Below are 18,767 nucleotides of genomic sequence, written 5' to 3' on the forward strand. Positions count from 1 at the left end.
GCTCTACCCTTCAAACTGGTTATCTGCACGCATGATTTCTTCAAGCGTGGTTTTACCCTGTAAAGCGAGTTGCAAAGACTGGTCGCGCAAGGTTTGCCCTTTGAGTTTTTCGCGCGCTTTAGTAATAAAAACGTTGGTGTCCGGCATGTTGGCTGCCAGCGCCAGCTCGTTAGTCATCTCAAGCAATTCGTACAAACCGATACGGCCCAGATAGCCTGTGCGATTACAATGCTGACAACCTTTGCCGTGTTTGAAAAAGGCGGGAATTTGCTCTTGCGGTAACACCTGACGTAACCAGACAGCTTCATTTTCATTCGGAGCATGATCTACGGCACAGTGCGGGCAAATTAAGCGTATCAAGCGTTGTGCCATCACGCCTAGCAAAGACATGGCGACCATAAAGCGCGGTACCCCCATATCGATCAAACGCACCGGGGCAGTGGAAGCATCGTTGGTATGCAATGTGGATAACACCAGGTGACCCGTCATGGATGCGCGTAGACCAGTTTGGGCGGTTTCTTCATCCCGCATTTCGCCTACTAGCACGATATCCGGATCCTGACGCAAAATGGCACGTAATAACTTGGGGAAGTCGAGTTCGATTTTCTCACTGACTTGGGTTTGGATGATGCCAGGTAAACGGTACTCGACCGGGTCTTCAACCGTGATCACTTTAGTTTCAGGCGTATTCAGTTCACTCAATGCAGAATACAGCGTGGTTGTTTTACCGCTACCGGTCGGCCCGGTGACCAGCACCATGCCACTCGGCCTATTAATCATTTTCCGGAAACGCGCCAGTAACTCCGGCGGCATGCCTAATTTGTCTAGCTGGAAATGCGCAGTATTCTGGATCAACAGCCGCATGACCACGGTTTCACCATATTGGGTAGGCATGGTAGAAATACGCATATCGACCGCACGGCCTTTGACGGTGAACCCGAAGCGGCCATCCTGCGGCAAGCGCTTCTCGGAAATGTCCAGGCCGGCCATGATTTTTAAGCGCATGATGAGTGCGGAAACGATTTTCATATCCGCCTGGGTTTGAAAGTGCATCACGCCGTCAATACGGAAACGGATCAACAACTTGTTTTCTTGCGGCTCGATATGCACATCAGAAGCGCGCACCTGCACCGCATCTTCAAAAATGGTCTGCAACAGTTTTACAACCGGGGCATCATCAATGCCCAGGTCTACGCCCATCAGGCTGGCGAGATCCACATTGCTGGCGGCCAGATCCTCTTGCAGTTCCAGTGCCAGGGAAGAGATTTGTTCGGTTTGTCGGTAAGAGCGATCTATGGTCTGCATCAGCAGACTTTCCTGCACGACAACGATTTCAATATCGCGCTTAAGCAGCCGCACTAACTCATCGTAGGCGTAAACATCTGAAGGGTCGACCATGGCGACCAGGAAGCTATCGATGCGCTCTTCTAGCAGAATGGCACGGAAACGTCTGGATTGGACTTCGGGAAGCTTTTGCACCTGCTTGATGTCAAGCTCGTACTGGCCCAGATCAAGAAATGGAATATTCAGCTGATGTGCCACTGCCTCGGCAATTTGCCGTTCACTGGCAAACCCCTTATCGGCGATGACGCGACCCAGGCGGCGGCCAGTCTTGCGCTGTTCTTCCAGCGCTTGATCCAGCTGAGCTTGAGTCATGTAATTCTGTCTGACTAGAATTTCTCCTAGTCTAATTTTTTCGGGGCGTGCCATGGCTTTTTAATTATTTATCGTAATAGATATTTTCATCTATCATATCACCAACAATCCAATCTTACATTTGTAAACAAGCCTCTAAACATGTTTCATATCGTGCTTTTCGAACCAGAGATTCCGCCTAATACCGGAAATATCATCCGTTTATGCGCCAATGCCGGTGCCAACCTGCACTTGGTCAAACCTTTGGGCTTTGAGCTATCAGACAAACACCTCAAGCGAGCAGGGCTCGATTATCACGAATATGCAGCATTAAAGGTGTATGAAAACTGGGCCGCATGCCAGCAAGCCTTGCAAGAAAAACGCATGTTTGCCATCACTACCAAAGGCAGCACCAGGCATACAGACTTGGCATTTCAAGACGAAGATGTCTTTGTGTTTGGGCCAGAGTCACGCGGCCTGCCGGAAGATATTCGTGCACAATTCGCACCTGAGCATAGAGTCAGGTTACCCATGCTGCCGCATAGCAGGAGCTTGAACCTGTCAAACTCCGCTGCGATTCTTTTATATGAAGCCTGGCGCCAGACGGGTTTTACCGGTGGCGTTTGAAACGGACAAAAAAAGCCCCGATTAAGGGGTAAATCGGGGCAACAGGCCTCATCGTAAAGGCTTCCGCTCAGGGAGGAAAGAAGCGGAAAGATGATTCATCATCATCGTATTTGTATGAGTGCGCACAAATTCAAAAAGTTCCAGCCGAATTATTTATGCGCATGAATACCGATTTGATCGCGCGGTAATCTCTGCTCAAATGCCACATCATGCGATAATAATGCCATGCAATCTGACATCGATTTATTACAGGGCCTCAACGACAAACAACTGCAAGCGGTCACCCTGCCGCACGTTTCGGCGCTGATCCTGGCAGGCGCGGGCAGCGGCAAAACCCGGGTGCTGACCACCCGCATCGCCTGGCTGATCCAGACCTCGCAAACTTCGCCCATGGGCATCATGGCGGTGACCTTTACCAATAAGGCCGCCAAAGAAATGCTGACGCGATTGACCAGCATGCTGCCGATCAACACGCGTGGCATGTGGGCTGGCACCTTCCATGGCTTGTGTAACCGCATGTTGCGTGCGCATTATCGTGAAGCCGGATTGCCCAGCACTTTCCAGATACTGGATACCGCCGACCAGCTCTCTGCCATCAAGCGCGTGATGAAAGTCATGAATGTGGATGACGAAAAATATCCACCCAAGCAAGCCATGGGTTATATCAATAGCTGCAAAGAAGAAGGTTTACGCGCAGATGCCGTCGATGCTTACGACGGGCACAGCCAGAAACTGCGTGAGATTTACGCCGCCTATGACCAGCAATGCAACCGTGATGGCGTGACTGACTTTGCAGAACTGCTGTTGCGTTGCTATGAATTGTTGCAACGCGAGCCGCATATCCGCGCGCATTACCAGCAGCGTTTCCAATATATCCTGGTGGACGAATTCCAGGATACCAACCGCCTGCAATATCTATGGCTAAAACTGCTGGGCGGTGCGCACAACAGTATTTTTGCCGTGGGTGACGATGACCAGAGTATTTATGCTTTCCGCGGCGCACGTGTCGGCAACATGACCGATTTCCAGCGCGACTTCAAAGTAGAGAACATCGTCAAACTGGAAGAAAACTACCGTTCGCACAGCAATATCCTGGATGCCGCCAACGCCATCATCACCAATAACAGCAACCGTCTTGGTAAAAACTTATGGACTTCAGCAGGCAAAGGCGAGCCTATCCGTATTTATGAAGCCTATAACGATACGGATGAATCTCAATTCATTGTCGATGAAGTGAATATGCTGCAAAGCGAAGGCGTGCCACTTAGCGATATCGCCCTGCTCTACCGTAGCAATGCGCAATCGCGTATTTTGGAACACTCGCTGTTTTCGGCCAATATCCCTTACCGCGTCTATGGCGGCTTACGTTTCTTTGAGCGTGCCGAAGTCAAACATGCGCTTGCCTATATCCGCCTGATCGCCAATGCCAACGACGATACCGCGTTATTGCGCATCATCAACTTCCCGCCGCGCGGTATAGGCGCACGTGGCCTGGAACAATTGCAAGAAGCCGCCCGCCAGAACGAATGCAGTTTATGGCAGGCAGCTACCAACAAGGTTGGCGAAGGCATGCTGGGTAGCAAAGGCCTGGACGGTTTTGTGGCATTGATCCGCCATATGGTCGACCAGACCTATGGCATCACTTTGGGTGAAGTGGCAGAAATGGTCATCAACCTGAGTGGATTGATGGCGCATTACCAGAATGACAAAGAAGGCGAAGACCGTGTTGAAAACCTGCAGGAACTGGTCACGGCAGCCGTCGCCTTCAGCAAACAGGATTTAGGCAACCACCATAATATGGAAGAGGATGCTGACCTGATGACGCAGTTTCTTAACCATGCCAGCCTCGAAGCCGGCGACCACCAGGCCGATGTTGGCCATGAAGCCTTGCAATTGATGACGGTGCACGCGGCGAAAGGCCTGGAGTTTCATAGCGTGTTTATCGGCGGGGTTGAAGAAGGGTTATTCCCACACGAGCAGGCCGCCTATGAAAATGGCGGACTGGAAGAAGAGCGCCGCCTGATGTATGTCGCGGTGACGCGTGCCCGCCAGCGTTTGTATTTAAGCTACGCGCAAAGTCGCATGCTGCATGGGCAGGTGCGTTACGGCATCGCCTCGCGGTTTATTGATGAAATCCCTGAAGCGCTGACCAAGCGGCTCAACAGTAAACCTGTTGCCAAGACTTACGCCACTGGCGGCCAATATACCCCGGCCAAAAGCACGCAAGCTGGCTATCCTTTCAAAATCGGCCAAAGCGTGCGCCATGGCAAATTTGGCGAAGGTGTGGTGGTCAGCTATGAAGGCAACACCAGTGATCTGGCGGTGAAAGTCAACTTTGGCAGCGCGGGATTAAAAACGCTGATGCTCGAATATGCCAAGCTGGAAAAAATCTGATTAAGGCATGCTGAAACAGCTTGCGCTCAGAGTGACATCGCCACATGCCAGCCTGTACCTGGTGGCGATGATGTTTTGCCTGCCGTTCATCATTGCCTACCACGATATTCCGATTGCAACCTTTTATGGGGAGTGGCTGGCAGCGGTTTTAGGGTTGCTGGCATTGCTGGGATTACTGAATCAAAGCTACTTGCAAGCCATGCAAATGCCCAGGATAGGCCTCGTCTTTGCAGGGCTGTTCCTCATCTGCAATCTGCAGTTACTGAGTCAAGCCCAGCTTTCACCACAACATAACTTATTGATTCAACTCTATCTGTTATGGGGGTGCTTGCTAACGATCCTGGGGCGCCACTTAAGCCTACATCTGAGTGCAGAGAAAATAGCAGGCACCCTCGCCAGGGCCTTGGTGCTCGCGGCAGCAATCAATGCCGGTTTTTTTGTATTACAGATCCTGCAGCGGTTGGGATGGCAGGTGCCTATCCCCACACTGCAAAGCTACGGCATGCTTGCTCAAACCAATCAGTTTTCAGACTTTATCAATCTGGCCATTGTTTCGCTGATGTATTTATATAGCAAGCAACAGATACGATTTAAAACGCTGATGACAGGGTTACTGGCAGGTTTGACCTTATTGTCGTTTTCGGGCTCACGCAGTTCCGTGCTTTATTTAGCCATCATCACATTGCTGAATTTTTTACTCTATATGGGGCTGCGACACCAATCGAAAGACACGAGCACTGCCAAAAAACTGTTCCACATCAGCCTGGTCCTGCTACCACTTTTTTTTCTATTACAAATCCTGCTGACCACTTTTCTGCCGCAAGCATTGATTCAGACACCTATCACCCGAACGATGGAGACGATGGGCACACCATCCGCTTCATTGCGCTGGCAGTTCTGGCATACCAGCCTCGCCCTGTTTAACCAGTCGCCATGGCTGGGTATAGGTGCGGGTCAAATGCGCTGGCAGACTTATCTGATGTCAGATAACCCCATCATCAATCCTGCACGCGTCTTTTTTGAACATGCGCACAATCTACTCCTGCACCTGTTAGCTGAAATGGGTTTGTTCGCCGGACTCATTGCATTACTAGGCGTGGTCATCTGGGCTTACGGTTTTTTCAAACGGAACGCACTCACCTGGGAGTCGTGGTGGCTGCTTGGATTGCTGGCCATTATTGGCGCACATAGTATGCTGGAATATCCATTATGGTACACACCATTTTTAGGCATATGCGCATTTTTGCTCGGCGTGGGAGAGACTGCCAGCCTGGACCTGCGCCGGTTATCACGGTCAGCACAACAATTATTGAAGTTCTCTCTCATCGCGGTGCTGATTTACGGTGCTTATCAGCTATATGTCATGCAACTTGGTTATCGAAAACTTGAAACGCAGATCACTGCTGCCAGCCAGGCCGACATGTCTGATTCACAAAAACAGGTATTTGTAGAAGAAATGATCTGGGTGGCTGAACATACATTGCTGGCACCTTACGCTGAATTGGTATTGGCCACCTATATGCGCCCAAACCCGGCACAGTCAGATGTGCAATTAAAGATTGTTGAAAGTGCGATTCATTTTATTCCATTACGTGTTCCCAGCTTGCACTATGTGATGTTGCTGGAGCTGCGGCACAGACACACTGAAGCCATGCAGCATCTCAAACGAATCCAGCTGCTTGCTGGCGGGAATTTAACAGCTGACCTCCAAAAATTACCCCCCGAGGATCAGTCTATCCTTGAAGGTTTATTGGCAGAAATAAACATAGCCGATGCTAAAAGAGAAAGCCTGGCGGATTAAAGCAGGCGTTAAACACTCACCCGCCACGCAATGGATTGTTTTCATTGGTGTTTAAATGAAAAAATAGCCAATCCCCATTGACAAAAAATTTACCTAGCATTACCCAAACGTACTATTGTGAGTTTGAATTTGATTTAGTATTCTAGAAACAATTTTTAATAATAAGCTAGAAGCAAACCCTTAACCGGATTGCACATGAGGAGTCAAAAATGAAAAAATGGATGGCCGCATTAGCGTTTTTAGGCGCTGCCAACGCAGCATCTGCCGCATCTGCCACAGTGATCACCTTTGATGATCTGACCGGCGTAGGCGCTTTACCAGCTAACTATCAAGGTTTTACCTGGACTGGCTGGACTTATTTTGACACAGTTGATGAAAACCCATTCACTCCGGCTTCCGGATTTACCAGGGCTTTTGTTGACGTATCAGCGAACAGCTTCACTTCTGCAACAGCCTTTGTGTTCAATGGCTCGTTCTTATCTGGTTTTGGAGAGCCAGTACTCGATCCTGAAACAGAGGAGTTTGGTGATCCCGATACAGTCCAATACTTACTGTATAAAAACAATATTCTGGTTTTTGAATCAACCATTTTCAGCAGCTTAAGTGCTACCCCGACCTATTTTGCCAGTGGCTTCAATGGGCTGGTAGATAAAGTGGTATATAAATCTGCCTATGGCGTTTATACAGTGGATAACGTCACTTACACAGCAAGTGCTGTGCCTGAACCAGAAAGCATCAGCTTGTTATTGGCAGGCCTGGGAGTCACGGGCTTGATGCGTCGTCGCACTCAAAAGAAAGCTGCAACGATTGCTTAAGCTTTAAATGATTTAAAGCACATTGCTTATTGCTTAAAACAAAAACGCCTGCTAACTGCAGGCGTTTTTTATTGTCTGGCTATACAGCCGATTACTGCGAACCTAAATCACTGGTGAACCTCAATCAGTGGTGGACCACAGTCGCAGCTCTGAACACATCTTTGTAACTGATATATTGGAAGGCAAACATCAAGGCATTAATCACCAGTAATGCCCCGAAGACCAGCAATGGCATCAACAACTCCGCCAGCATTGGAATCAAAGCGCCCAGAATACCGATCACCAGGCCCAGGCCCAGCATCACGATCAGCATGCCCAGTGTCATCACCACCCAGGAGATGATCATGGGGACAATATATTGCAACATACCTGCAATGCTGGATTTGATGGCTTTTGGCAAATCGTAACCATTCAGGGCGATCAGCATGGGTGAAAACCAGGTGGCAATAAACAATGGCAAAAGTAACAGCAGCAGTTTGACGATAAATGACAGGGTGCCCTCAAGAAACTGTGTCATCTGCGATTCTGTCATACCCGCCTTGGTCGGTGCATGTGCGACCAAGGCCGCTAACTCGCTGCCAAGCAGATACGTCGCCAATAATGCATAAATCAGGCAACTCAGGCCGAGCAAGGTTAATGTTTTAAAGTGTGCCTGCAGCTGCTGCCAAACCACTCGCGGATGGATCTCACCCTGCAGATCCATCTGCCGGTATAGCATGACGATAAACGCCATGCACGCCGGCCAGATCACCACAGAAAGCAATGCCAGGATCTTATCCAGCGAAGGCAACACCCTGAAAATCACAATATAAGCCAGTGACCATAGCATCCATACATGTGGCTGCGTTTTAAACAAGGCCAGACTCTCGCGCACCCAGCGCAGGCCCTGTTGGGTTCCAGTTTCTGTCATGACTTTCCCTTTATTATCTTTTTTACGTTAAAGCTTTACGGTTAAGCAGCACCCGCTCAAAATGTGCCGGATCCTTGGCATGTGTCAGTTCACCGGCAACTGGATAGTGAAAATCATACAGGCGCGATAACCAGAAACGCAAGGCAGCCCGGCGCAATAATGCAGGCCAATGGGTTTTCTCGGCGGGTGTAAAGGCACGCACCGACTGATAGGCATTCATAAAGACTGCCAGTTTTTCATCGACAAAAACGCCATTGGCGTCTGCGCACCACTCATTGACAGCAATTGCGACGTCATAGGCCAGCACATCGTAGCAGGCATAGTAAAAGTCAATAAAGCCACCCAGGGCATCGCCATCGAACAGCACATTGTCGCGGAACAGATCGCCATGGATCACGCCATGCGGCAAGCCGGACAAATCCAGGCCATGTTGAAATTCAAGCTCTTCCTGCAACAAATGTTGTTGCACGGGTGCGAGCTTAGGCATCACTTGCTGGGCTGTCATTGCCCGCCAGCCTTGCCCGCGCTGATTGTGCGACTGCTCATTGAAATCCAGGCCGGCAATATGCATACGCGCCAGGGTAAGCGCCACAGCCTCGATTTGCACCAGGTTGGGGTGGCTGACATCGCTGCCGTTGAGGCAACTGACCATCAAGGCGGGTTTGCCGTGAATGCGGTGCAGGGCAACGCCATTGGTATCTGCAATCGGCCTTGGGCATAACACGCCATGACGTGACAGGTGTGCCAGCAAATGCTCAAAATAAGGCAGCTCATCAAAATCATTTTTTTCAAATACCGTGAGCACAAAACGTGCCTGGGTAGTTTCTACAAAATAATTGGTATTGGTGATACCGGCAGCAATGCCGCGCAGTGTCTGCAATTCGCCGACATTAAAAGGCGCCAGCCACTCGCGTACTTCTTCCAAACTCAGGGTGGTAAAAACAGACATGTGATTTACAGGCCCGCCCATTTCGGGCAGACCTCAAAGATTAGGATTAGAATCGGAACAGTGTCCATTTAGGCACAGAAAGCGGACGGGTCGGGCCATCATTGACCCAATCCCCATTGCGGTCTTCGCGATGCAAATAATAAGGTTTGCCGCTAGGTGGCGTCACTTTGACCATATAGACATCACCATTAATGCTATATTCCTCAAGCTCGTTTTCGCCATCTTTGCGTTTTGTAATCGTCGGCTGGTCAATCGGCTGGCCTTCAATGATTTTTGGCGGCGAAGGGACTTCCTCCAGCAATTCTGCATTGCCAGGGGCTGCTGCCCAGACCGGCAGTACGATACCGGCAATACCTGCAAGAGCAAGCAAGAAACGGGGAAAGTCACGCATGGAGAACTCCTTAATCAGTGATTGCTATTCTAGCAAAAAGCCGCCTTCAGGCGACATCTGCAATCACAATAACCGCGAAATAAATATATTAATCAATCAAATCGGCAAGCGCGGTACATATAGAAGTCATTTTTAGTGGAAAAACGCTTATAAATACAGTTGTAACTTGCGTTCGGCAGGGGTGAGCTCAAAGCCGGTCGTTTCATAATGCTTGAAGATGGCATCCACGATCTTTTGCGGCTCATCGATGATCTGAATCAGGTCAAGATCGGCTTCTGACGCCATGCCTTCCGCCACCAGCGTATTGCGCAGCCAATCCACCAGGCCTGACCAATACTGGCTGCCGACCAGGATGATAGGCAGTTTGCGTGTCTTGCCGGTTTGCACCAGCGTGATGGCTTCCATCAACTCATCCAGCGTGCCAAAGCCGCCCGGCATCACCACAAATGCGCTGGCATATTTGACGAACATGACTTTACGCATGAAAAAGTATTTGAAGCTGATGCCGATATCCTGGTACGGGTTGCCATGCTGTTCAAACGGCAACCTGATATTCAGCCCCACACTGGCACCACGCCCGGGGAAAGCACCTTTGTTGGCTGCCTCCATAATGCCGGGGCCGCCACCAGACAGTACGCTGAAACCGGAATCAGACAGTAATCGTGCGATTTCTTCGGTCTGCTGATAGTAAGGATGGTCAGGCTTGGTACGCGCACTGCCAAAAATGGATACGGCAGGCATGATCGCTTTGAGGTTTTCGGTGGCGCCCACAAACTCAGCCATAATCTCAAACGCATGCCAGGATTCATGGCTTGCATCAGCACCGTTGAGCAATTCTGGCTCCACCATGCTGGGCAGCTTTTGGTTGTTCATACATCAGTCCTTCAAATTACAAACAAAATTAGTGTACATGAAGTGGCTTTGAATTGCGTAAAATACGCCTTTGAAATGTTTTTGACTTTAGCTAGTCCATTTAAACCCTTGAGAACTCAATAATGAAGACCCTGCTTCTGGTAGACGGCTCCAGTTACCTATACCGCGCCTTTCACGCCATGCCTGATCTGCGCAACTCGGCCAATGAACCGGTAGGGGCCATTCAGGGCGTGCTCAATATGCTGCGCCGCCTGCATAAAGACTATCCTTCCGATTACAGCGCCTGTGTGTTCGACGCCAAGGGCAAGACTTTCCGCGATGATTTGTATCCCGAATACAAAGCCAACCGCGTCAGCATGCCGGATGATTTGCGGGCGCAGATCGAGCCTTTGTACGAGACCATACGCGCCATGGGCTGGCCGCTGATCATTGAAGAAGGCGTTGAAGCAGATGATGTGATCGGCGCTTTGGCCAAGCAGGCAGAAAAAGAAGGTATTAAAACCATTATCTCTACCGGCGACAAAGACATCACACAACTGGTCAACGCGCATATCACTGTCGTCAATACCATGCGCGACGCTTTCCGCAAAACCGATGATGTGCTGGACATTGCAGGCGTGGAAAACAAGTTTGGCATCCCGCCCGACAAAATCATTGATTATCTGATCCTGGTCGGCGACACCTCGGATAACGTGCCTGGCGTAGAAAAAGTCGGCCCGAAAACGGCAGTGAAATGGCTAAAAGAATACGGCTCACTGGATAACATTGTCGCCAATGCCGACAATATCAAAGGCGTGGTGGGCGATAACCTGCGCAAAGCCCTGCCCTGGTTACCGACAGCACGTGAACTGATCACTATCCGCTGTGATGTCGGCGTATGTGAGAAATTTGATGACCTGATTCAGCAGGCGCCAGATAAAGAAAAACTGCATTCTTTGTTCGATCATTTTGAGTTTCGCACCTGGAAAAAAGAGCTGGATAAACTGTCTGACGGATCATCTGCCAGCCCCTCCCCTGCCACGTATTCAGTGCCAGCCGCGATTAAAACAGATTACATCCCTGACACCCGCCGTCAGTACCAGACTATTTTTACAGATGCAGAGCTGGACGTTTGGTTAGTCAAGTTACAACAGGCACCGTTACTATGCTTTGACACTGAAACTACTTCACTGGACCCGCTACAAGCAAAAATTGTCGGCGTGTCATTCAGTATCACGCCTGGTGAGGCCGCCTATGTGCCGCTCACCCATGATTATTTTGACGCCCCTGCCCAGTTGCCGCTGAATGCCACGCTGGAGAAACTGAAACCTATTCTGGAAAACCCGGCCATCAAAAAAGTCGGGCAGAATCTTAAGTACGATATGCATGTATTGGCCAATCACGGCATACAGTTGCAAGGCATCGCCCACGATACCTTGCTGCAATCCTACGTATTTGAGAGCCATAAAGGCCATGGCATGGATGAGTTAAGTGAGCGGCATTTAGGCATCACGCCTATCCCGTTTGAAGCGGTGGCCGGTAAAGGTGCCAAACAGGTAAGCTTTAACCAGGTGACCGTTGAACAGGCCGCTGAATACGCTGCGGAAGATGCTGACATCACCCTGCAACTGCATGATGCGCTGTATCCACAAGTGGCAGCATCATCCAAGCTGGAATTTATCTACCAGCAGATTGAAATGCCTAGCATGCTCGCCTTACAGCGCATGGAGCGTCACGGCGTGTTGATAGACAGCCATATGCTTAACCGCCAGAGTAATGAAATCGGCCTGCGCTTGATGGAACTGGAAAAGCAGGCTTATGAACTGGCCGGGCAACCATTCAACCTGGGCAGCCCCAAACAATTGCAGGAAATCCTGTTTGGCAAACTGGGCATCAAACCATTAAAGAAAACGCCTTCCGGCGTGCCTTCTACCGATGAAGACGTATTGCAGGAACTGGCGCTGGATCACCCGTTGCCGAAAGTGCTGCTGGAATATCGCGGCATGGCCAAGTTGAAATCGACCTATACCGACAAACTGCCGAAAATGATCAACCCGGCAACCGGGCGCGTACATACCAATTACAATCAGGCGGTGGCGATCACCGGGCGTTTGGCGAGCAGTGACCCCAACCTGCAAAATATCCCGGTGCGCACGGCAGAAGGCCGCCGCATCCGCGAAGCGTTTATCGCTGCGCCGGGTAGCCATATCGTCTCAGCCGACTATTCACAGATCGAATTACGCATCATGGCGCATCTGTCGCAGGATGCCGGTATGCTATCCGCGTTTGCCAATAACGAGGATATCCACCGTGCGACTGCCGCTGAAATCTTCGGTGTCGATAAAACCAGTGTCGACAATGAACAACGCCGCTATGCCAAGGTGATCAACTTTGGCCTGATTTATGGCATGAGCGCGTTCGGCCTGGCGCAAAACCTGAATATCGAGCGCAGCGCCGCGCAAAGTTACATTGAACGCTACTTTGCGCGCTACCCCGGCGTGCGCCAGTATATGAGCGAAACACGTGAACTCGCCAAACAGCAAGGCTATGTCGAAACCATTTTTGGCCGCAGATTATGGGTGCCCGAAATCAACAGCGCCAATGGCAATCGCCGGGCAGGTGCAGAGCGCGCTGCTATTAACGCCCCCATGCAAGGCACCGCCGCTGACCTGATCAAACTGGCCATGATCGCTGTGGATAAATGGCTGACTGAGGAAAAATTGCAGACCAAACTGATCATGCAGGTGCACGATGAACTGGTGCTGGAAGTACCGGACGCCGAACTCGAACTGGTGAAACAACAGTTACCGCTGCTGATGCAGAGTGTTGCCAGGCTGGATGTTCCGTTATTGGCCGAGGTTGGCATGGGCAATAACTGGGAAAGTGCACATTAAGATTACGCCTATGTTAAGGTAATGTTTCATTCAACTGAAAAGGGAGCGACACCATTATGAAATCATCCATCATCATCGGCATTGTCCTGATTGCACTTGGCTCTGCCGGTCTTATCTATAAAGGCTTCAGTTACGAAAGCAAAGAGACTGTAGCAAAAATCGGCTCACTGGAAGCCAGTGCCGACATCACTAAAGATGTTGAGATCCCTCAGGCTCTTAGTGTGATTTTGATTATTGCCGGTGCTGGCATCGTGCTGGTTGGCTTGAAAAAATAAATTGTTGAAAAATCAGTATCAGTCTTTTCTGACAAGTTTTTCATAAAAGCTCTGACAGATGAAGCATGTCTTACCTATTAACATTGCGGCTCAAACATAAGAAATAAACTTTGATAACAACAATGAGGAAATGACTATGATCTGGACCATCGTAATTGGAATTATTGCTGGCTGGTTGGCGGGTTTGATTATGAAGGGTGACGGCTACGGCCTGATCTGGGATTTGATTTTAGGGATTGCCGGCGCTGTAGTCGGTAGCTGGCTGTTCGGGTTGTTGGGCTTAAGTGCCAGCGGCGGCCTGATTGGTAGCATTGTCGTCGCGACCGTTGGTGCGATCTTCCTGATCTTCCTGTCGCGCGCATTGCGAAAAGGCTGATGCACGCCAGCTGATTTCTAGCACACGACGATAGAAAAGATGGCGGTGACTGAAAAGTCACCGCCATTTTGTTTATGAGCCTATCAATCCAAAGAATCGGATTCATCAATACCCCCCATTCTGCAATGATGCAATATCCAACACAGCCAACGGTATAATGGCTGTCACTCCTTCAAAACCCACTCAGCATGCAGTCTTTCGGTATTTATATTATTGGCGACGAGATCCTGTCCGGCAAACGCCAGGATGCACACCTCAGCAAAGTGATTTCATTGCTTTCTGCCCGTGGCCTGCCACTCAACTGGGCTTACTTTATTGCGGATATCCCTGAGCAAATCACCAGCCATCTCAAGGCAAGCATGGCGCGCGGCGAGGTGGTATTCAGTTTTGGCGGCATAGGAGCCACGCCCGATGACCATACCCGGCAATGCGCAGCAGAGGCAGCAGGCGTGCCCATCGAGCGGCATGTTGGGGCAGTGGCTAATATTGAAGCGCAATACGGTGATGGCGCCTACCCTAAGCGGGTGCTGATGGCTGATTTCCCCCAGGGATGTGAGTTGATCCCCAACCCAATCAACCGCGTGGCTGGGTTTAGTATCAACCAGCATTATTTTGTGCCTGGGTTTCCTGAAATGGCGCACCCGATGATCGAATGGGTGCTGGAGACTTATTACGGCCATTTATTTCATACGCTGGATTATCTGGAACAAGCGATTGTCGTGACTGAAGCGGGTGAAAGCGACCTGATTGATTTGATGAATCAGATGCTGGCGCAGTACCCCATGCTGAAACTATTCAGTTTGCCACGTACCAACCAACGCCGGACCACAGAAGTAGGCATGAAAGGTGAAAGCACCCTGGTGAAACAGGCCATGCTTCACTTGAAAGCAGGCGTGACGGCGCTGGGTTATCCGTGGATGGATGTTTAAACCTATGCAATGCCGTCCGCAATGTGGGGCTTGTTGCGTTGCCCCTTCGATCACCAGCGCTATCCCCGGCATGCCGGATGGTAAACCGGCAGGGGTGCCATGTATTCAGCTGGATGAGCGCTATGATTGCAAACTATTTGGCAAACCGGAACGCCCGGCGTTTTGTGGCGGCCTGCAACCCAGCCTGGAAATGTGTGGCGCGCCGCAACAAAGCCGGGACTATGCCATCACCTGGTTAACGGCGCTTGAACTGGCAACGCAACCCGGAGTTTGAAATCAGGGCTTGCGATACGCCCAGCGCAACATGGCCAGGCCGACCAGTATCATAGGGATGCACAGCCATTGCCCCATACTCAGGCCCAGAGACAACAAGCCGAGGAAGCTGTCTGGTTCACGCGTGAACTCGACCAGAAAGCGGAAGCTCCCGTAGCTCAGCAAGAATACGGCTGAGACCGCGCCTATCGGCCGTTTTTTACCTGAGAAAATCCACAAGATCAGAAACATGGCGATGCCTTCCAGCGCAAACTCATACAGCTGTGAAGGATGGCGTGCCAATGCGTCTACTTGCGGGAACACCATGCCCCAGTCTGAATGCGTAGGCCTGCCCCATAACTCGCCATTGATAAAGTTACCCAGGCGGCCTGCGCCTAAGCCGATCGGCACCAGCGGGGCGACAAAATCCATCAGTTGCAGCCAGATCACACCACGCTTGCGTGCATACAAGGCCATCGCCACCATCACGCCGATAAAGCCGCCGTGAAAAGACATGCCGCCTTGCCATAAGGCAAAAATCTCCAGCGGGTGCTGCAAAAAGTACAGCGGCTGATAGAACAGCACATAGCCCAGGCGGCCTCCGAGCACTACCCCCAGCGCGATATAAAACAGCATATCGTCAGGGTCTTTGTGCTGCCACGGTGAATTGGGATCAATTTTAAGCAGACGCTTGACCTGATATTGCCCCAGCCACAAGCCGCCAAAAAACCCCACCAGGTACATCAGGCCATACCAGTGGATGCCAAAACTGCCGATTTGCAATGCAATAGGGTTAAACCCGGGATGAATGAACATACTCAAATGGCTTTGCTGTAAAAAAATTGCATTATACCCGTTGAAACAAACGTTCAGTCATGCGCGATCTTTTGCGGCTTTACCTGCCAGACCGCCCAGGCACTGATAGCAGCCATCACCGACATATACCAACCTACCCAGGTCAAACCGCCCTGCTGTACCAGAAACTGCGCAATGGCCGGGGCAAAAGAGGCACCGAGGATACCGCCTAACTGGTAAGCCAGCCCGGCTCCACTGTAACGCACGGCGACCGGGAACTGATCAGGTAAAAATGCGCCCATGGGTGCAAATGCCACGCCCATTAAAAACAACGCAAGAAATAAAAACAAAGTGATCCAGAGTAATTGCCCACTACCTAGCATGGGTGCCAAAGCAAACCCAAGTACCAGTGCCAGTAATTGGCCTACCAGCAATACCGGCCGCCTGCCGGCACGGTCCGCCCACCAGGCAGCCAGCGGTGTGGCGAGCGTCATGCCCAGCACGGCCACGCATAACATGCCCAGGAAAACAGGCCGTGCAATGTGTAATACCTGCGTGCCATAGCTAAGGCAAAACACGGTCGCGGTATAAAACAAGTGGTAACACACGCTCATGGCCAGGGCACCGAGCACAATGGCGCGGCCGTGCTGCAATAACAATGTTTTAAGTGGCCAGCGGTGCAAATGATGCGCAGACTGCGCTTTGGCGAATGCAGGGGTCTCAGCCAGCTTGAACCTGACATACAAGCCCACCAGCACCAACGCCGCACTGATAATAAAAGGCACCCGCCATCCCCATTGAATGAATTCGGCTTCAGTCAGGCCCAGGCTTAACGCCAGAAAAGTCAGCGTTGCCAGCAAAAATCCAACCGAAGGCCCCAGTTGCGGAAACATGCCATACCAGCTGCGTTTGCCTTCAGGCGCATATTCTGTTGCCAATAAAGCCGCCCCCGCCCATTCACCGCCTAACCCTATGCCTTGGCCAAAACGCAGCACACAAAGTAGCACCGGTGCCCACAGACCCAGCACGTCGTAACCCGGCAATAACCCGATCAAGAAGGTAGAAGTACCCATGACCAGCAATGAAGCCGCCAGTGTGGATTTGCGCCCTATCCTGTCGCCAAAATGGCCAAAAAACAATGCACCCAGGGGACGCGCGATAAATGCCAGGCCAAAAGTCAGTAAGGCGTTTAACGATTGCGCGGAGGGGTCACTGGTGGGAAAGAACACTTGCCCGATCACCAATGCTGCCGCCATGGCATAGATATAAAAATCATAAAACTCGATGGCAGTGCCAATAAAACTGGCAAACGCAATGCGCGGGAGGGAAGGAGCAGAGGGAATATGCGACATGTCGCCATGATAATGCAAAGCGCAGGACGATCAATTAATTATGCTGAATGTAACTGCAATCAGGACAAGTTGCTGTTGCCGTGACTACCCTCGCCTCTGCACAGGCGAGGCTGGTGCTTTTTCAAGACACAACCAGTTACAAAAACACCAGGCAAAAACAATACATATGTTAGTTAATGTAAAATTGGTATGATTGAATCCATGGAAACAGGAATACAAGACGTTCGCTGCTGACACCAGCAACGTTGCAAGCCGGATCTCACGACGAGAGGAAAAGCAATGGATTTACCCTCACAACACTACGAGCGTCTGATTCACCTGATCTACGAAACCATACACGACGCCAAAGTGTGGGAGCAGGTGTTCGTGGAACTGCGAACCGCGCTGGACTGCAAAGTCGTGCATGCTTTTGCCATGGATAAACATCACGGCACACTGTCATTCAGTACCGGTTCCAATTTGCCTGTGGCTGGCGAACTGAGCTATCTGCAGAGATACCAGTTTATTGATCCGCGCAGCAAGCACTGGAGCATGCTGCCATCACAGGCATGTTTTCATGACCACGAAGTGTTTGATGATCACTATGTCGCAAACAGTGAGTTTTACCAGGCATTTTTACTGCCTTATGGTGTGCGCTATCTTTCGGCATTGAAAGTGATCGAAGATGATGATATTTCGTTTTCTATCAGTTGCCTGCGCGGCCCCGAGCAAGGGCCCTTGTCCGGCGAAGCGATCCAGTTTATTCACCGGTTACTGCCGCATCTGCATCGTGCAGTGAGGATCAATACCAGCCATTTCATCTACTCTACCCAGGCGCTGATCGGGCACACCCTGATCAATAAACTGAAACAGCCGGTGATATTAACGACTATCACGGGCAAAGTGGTGCTCACCAATGATGCAGCGCAACAACTGCTTGCGAATACCGGACTGGTTTCCGTTCATGAGCAATATCTATGCATGCCGGAGTCATCTTTGTCGCAGTTTCTTGCCGAGTGCGCCGCGATTGAACAGCACATTAAAAATGGACAATATGCACATGGAGAAAGCCATTCATACAAAGTATTGAATCTACAGGCAAAAAACCATTGCGGGCAAGCCGAGAAGTTGCTGGCACTTTATCTGCCACTAGTGCCGCAATGCACACTGGGCATGTTTGGATTGCGGCCACTGATCATGCTGATGTTCTACCATCCGGAATCTACCGCGCCGGTCGATACTACTTTGCTGAGCGCTGCTTTCGGCCTCTCGCCCGCCGAATGTAGGATCGCGTCCATGCTGGCCGAGGGATATGCGGTGATCGAGATCGCCGCATATCTGGGTAAAAAAGAAGATACTATCCGCAAACAACTACAGTCGATCTACCAGAAAACTTCGACTAATCGCCAGCCCGAACTGATTAAACTGCTCATGCATTTGCCCAGTCACATCAACCAGATCTAAATCCGGATAAGTTGTGAAACGTATCTGTATCGCGCCATTTTCAAAAAGCTCGCCTTTTTTGAAAGCAGAAAAGAAAA

The 18,767-nt window shown here is 50.6% G+C and carries 17 protein-coding genes; 10 read left to right on the top strand and 7 right to left on the bottom strand.

What is annotated here, in order from left to right:
* Window positions 1-3 precede the first annotated feature (3 nt).
* Window positions 4-1,656, bottom strand: a complete 1,653-nt coding sequence (locus ACTS9Y_RS03715) for a GspE/PulE family protein (protein WP_442584668.1) — start codon at window positions 1,654-1,656, stop codon at window positions 4-6.
* A gap of 141 nt (window positions 1,657-1,797) precedes the next feature.
* Here ACTS9Y_RS03715 and trmL point away from each other — a divergent pair, with 141 nt between their 5' ends.
* From trmL to ACTS9Y_RS03735, 4 genes are all read left to right on the top strand, one after another.
* The gene (gene trmL, locus ACTS9Y_RS03720; RefSeq protein WP_442584669.1) at window positions 1,798-2,262 is read left to right on the top strand and encodes a tRNA (uridine(34)/cytosine(34)/5-carboxymethylaminomethyluridine(34)-2'-O)-methyltransferase TrmL; all 465 of its coding nucleotides are present in this window, start codon (window positions 1,798-1,800) and stop codon (window positions 2,260-2,262) included.
* Between the two features lie 225 nt (window positions 2,263-2,487).
* The gene (locus ACTS9Y_RS03725; protein WP_442584670.1) at window positions 2,488-4,656 is read left to right on the top strand and encodes a UvrD-helicase domain-containing protein; all 2,169 of its coding nucleotides are present in this window, start codon (window positions 2,488-2,490) and stop codon (window positions 4,654-4,656) included.
* A gap of 7 nt (window positions 4,657-4,663) precedes the next feature.
* Window positions 4,664-6,457 (top strand): Wzy polymerase domain-containing protein, encoded by a 1,794-nt coding sequence (locus ACTS9Y_RS03730; RefSeq protein ID WP_442584671.1) that lies wholly within the window; start codon window positions 4,664-4,666, stop codon window positions 6,455-6,457.
* 209 nt (window positions 6,458-6,666) lie between these two features.
* A complete protein-coding gene (locus ACTS9Y_RS03735) occupies window positions 6,667-7,272 on the top strand; it encodes a PEP-CTERM sorting domain-containing protein (protein ID WP_442584672.1) in 606 nt (201 codons plus the stop codon).
* 124 nt (window positions 7,273-7,396) lie between these two features.
* Here ACTS9Y_RS03735 and ACTS9Y_RS03740 read toward each other — a convergent pair whose 3' ends face one another.
* From ACTS9Y_RS03740 to ACTS9Y_RS03755, 4 genes are all read right to left on the bottom strand, one after another.
* Complete coding sequence (locus ACTS9Y_RS03740) at window positions 7,397-8,182, bottom strand: BPSS1780 family membrane protein (RefSeq protein WP_442584673.1); 786 nt, start codon at window positions 8,180-8,182, stop codon at window positions 7,397-7,399.
* A 22-nt stretch (window positions 8,183-8,204) separates the two neighbouring features.
* On the bottom strand, window positions 8,205-9,131 hold the full coding sequence (locus ACTS9Y_RS03745; protein WP_442584674.1) for a homoserine kinase: 927 nt from the start codon (window positions 9,129-9,131) through the stop codon (window positions 8,205-8,207).
* A gap of 46 nt (window positions 9,132-9,177) precedes the next feature.
* The gene (locus ACTS9Y_RS03750; RefSeq protein WP_442584675.1) at window positions 9,178-9,522 is read right to left on the bottom strand and encodes a DUF2782 domain-containing protein; all 345 of its coding nucleotides are present in this window, start codon (window positions 9,520-9,522) and stop codon (window positions 9,178-9,180) included.
* A 147-nt stretch (window positions 9,523-9,669) separates the two neighbouring features.
* Entirely contained in the window at window positions 9,670-10,395 is a 726-nt protein-coding gene (locus ACTS9Y_RS03755; protein ID WP_442584676.1) for a TIGR00730 family Rossman fold protein, read from the bottom strand.
* Window positions 10,396-10,517: 122 nt separating this feature from the next.
* Between ACTS9Y_RS03755 and polA the strand changes: the two genes are divergently transcribed.
* The 5 genes from polA (at window position 10,518) to ACTS9Y_RS03780 (ending at window position 15,122) form a co-directional block, all read left to right on the top strand.
* Entirely contained in the window at window positions 10,518-13,268 is a 2,751-nt protein-coding gene (polA, locus tag ACTS9Y_RS03760; protein WP_442584677.1) for a DNA polymerase I, read from the top strand.
* A 56-nt stretch (window positions 13,269-13,324) separates the two neighbouring features.
* The gene (locus ACTS9Y_RS03765) at window positions 13,325-13,543 is read left to right on the top strand and encodes a hypothetical protein (protein WP_442584678.1); all 219 of its coding nucleotides are present in this window, start codon (window positions 13,325-13,327) and stop codon (window positions 13,541-13,543) included.
* A gap of 130 nt (window positions 13,544-13,673) precedes the next feature.
* On the top strand, window positions 13,674-13,919 hold the full coding sequence (locus ACTS9Y_RS03770) for a GlsB/YeaQ/YmgE family stress response membrane protein (RefSeq protein ID WP_442584679.1): 246 nt from the start codon (window positions 13,674-13,676) through the stop codon (window positions 13,917-13,919).
* Between the two features lie 188 nt (window positions 13,920-14,107).
* Window positions 14,108-14,848 (top strand): competence/damage-inducible protein A, encoded by a 741-nt coding sequence (locus tag ACTS9Y_RS03775; protein WP_442584680.1) that lies wholly within the window; start codon window positions 14,108-14,110, stop codon window positions 14,846-14,848.
* A 4-nt stretch (window positions 14,849-14,852) separates the two neighbouring features.
* Complete coding sequence (locus ACTS9Y_RS03780) at window positions 14,853-15,122, top strand: YkgJ family cysteine cluster protein (RefSeq protein ID WP_442584681.1); 270 nt, start codon at window positions 14,853-14,855, stop codon at window positions 15,120-15,122.
* Between the two features lie 2 nt (window positions 15,123-15,124).
* Here the strand turns inward: ACTS9Y_RS03780 and lgt are convergent, their stop codons facing one another.
* Together lgt and ACTS9Y_RS03790 are read right to left on the bottom strand one after the other, a co-directional pair.
* Window positions 15,125-15,916, bottom strand: coding sequence for a prolipoprotein diacylglyceryl transferase (gene lgt, locus ACTS9Y_RS03785; protein ID WP_442584682.1), 792 nt, complete (start codon window positions 15,914-15,916; stop codon window positions 15,125-15,127).
* 53 nt (window positions 15,917-15,969) lie between these two features.
* Window positions 15,970-17,247: an MFS transporter gene (locus tag ACTS9Y_RS03790; RefSeq protein ID WP_442584683.1), complete on the bottom strand. Its 1,278-nt coding sequence runs from the start codon at window positions 17,245-17,247 to the stop codon at window positions 15,970-15,972.
* Between the two features lie 279 nt (window positions 17,248-17,526).
* On the opposite strand from ACTS9Y_RS03790, the gene ACTS9Y_RS03795 reads away from it, so the two are divergent.
* The gene (locus tag ACTS9Y_RS03795) at window positions 17,527-18,690 is read left to right on the top strand and encodes a helix-turn-helix transcriptional regulator (RefSeq protein ID WP_442584684.1); all 1,164 of its coding nucleotides are present in this window, start codon (window positions 17,527-17,529) and stop codon (window positions 18,688-18,690) included.
* The last annotated feature ends 77 nt before the right edge of the window (window positions 18,691-18,767 follow it).

This window comes from Methylophilus sp. (assembly GCF_052173275.1).
GTDB lineage: Bacteria > Pseudomonadota > Gammaproteobacteria > Burkholderiales > Methylophilaceae > Methylophilus.

Bases quoted from the DNA above. Each gene is read 5' to 3' on its own strand.
- ACTS9Y_RS03715 (WP_442584668.1), bottom strand. From the start codon at position 1,656: ATGACTCAAGCTCAGCTGGATCAAGCGCTGGAAGAACAGCGCAAGACT.
- trmL (WP_442584669.1), top strand. From the start codon at position 1,798: ATGTTTCATATCGTGCTTTTCGAACCAGAGATTCCGCCTAATACCGGA.
- ACTS9Y_RS03725 (WP_442584670.1), top strand. From the start codon at position 2,488: ATGCAATCTGACATCGATTTATTACAGGGCCTCAACGACAAACAACTG.
- ACTS9Y_RS03730 (WP_442584671.1), top strand. From the start codon at position 4,664: ATGCTGAAACAGCTTGCGCTCAGAGTGACATCGCCACATGCCAGCCTG.
- ACTS9Y_RS03735 (WP_442584672.1), top strand. From the start codon at position 6,667: ATGAAAAAATGGATGGCCGCATTAGCGTTTTTAGGCGCTGCCAACGCA.
- ACTS9Y_RS03740 (WP_442584673.1), bottom strand. From the start codon at position 8,182: ATGACAGAAACTGGAACCCAACAGGGCCTGCGCTGGGTGCGCGAGAGT.
- ACTS9Y_RS03745 (WP_442584674.1), bottom strand. From the start codon at position 9,131: ATGTCTGTTTTTACCACCCTGAGTTTGGAAGAAGTACGCGAGTGGCTG.
- ACTS9Y_RS03750 (WP_442584675.1), bottom strand. From the start codon at position 9,522: ATGCGTGACTTTCCCCGTTTCTTGCTTGCTCTTGCAGGTATTGCCGGT.
- ACTS9Y_RS03755 (WP_442584676.1), bottom strand. From the start codon at position 10,395: ATGAACAACCAAAAGCTGCCCAGCATGGTGGAGCCAGAATTGCTCAAC.
- polA (WP_442584677.1), top strand. From the start codon at position 10,518: ATGAAGACCCTGCTTCTGGTAGACGGCTCCAGTTACCTATACCGCGCC.
- ACTS9Y_RS03765 (WP_442584678.1), top strand. From the start codon at position 13,325: ATGAAATCATCCATCATCATCGGCATTGTCCTGATTGCACTTGGCTCT.
- ACTS9Y_RS03770 (WP_442584679.1), top strand. From the start codon at position 13,674: ATGACTATGATCTGGACCATCGTAATTGGAATTATTGCTGGCTGGTTG.
- ACTS9Y_RS03775 (WP_442584680.1), top strand. From the start codon at position 14,108: ATGCAGTCTTTCGGTATTTATATTATTGGCGACGAGATCCTGTCCGGC.
- ACTS9Y_RS03780 (WP_442584681.1), top strand. From the start codon at position 14,853: ATGCAATGCCGTCCGCAATGTGGGGCTTGTTGCGTTGCCCCTTCGATC.
- lgt (WP_442584682.1), bottom strand. From the start codon at position 15,916: ATGTTCATTCATCCCGGGTTTAACCCTATTGCATTGCAAATCGGCAGT.
- ACTS9Y_RS03790 (WP_442584683.1), bottom strand. From the start codon at position 17,247: ATGTCGCATATTCCCTCTGCTCCTTCCCTCCCGCGCATTGCGTTTGCC.
- ACTS9Y_RS03795 (WP_442584684.1), top strand. From the start codon at position 17,527: ATGGATTTACCCTCACAACACTACGAGCGTCTGATTCACCTGATCTAC.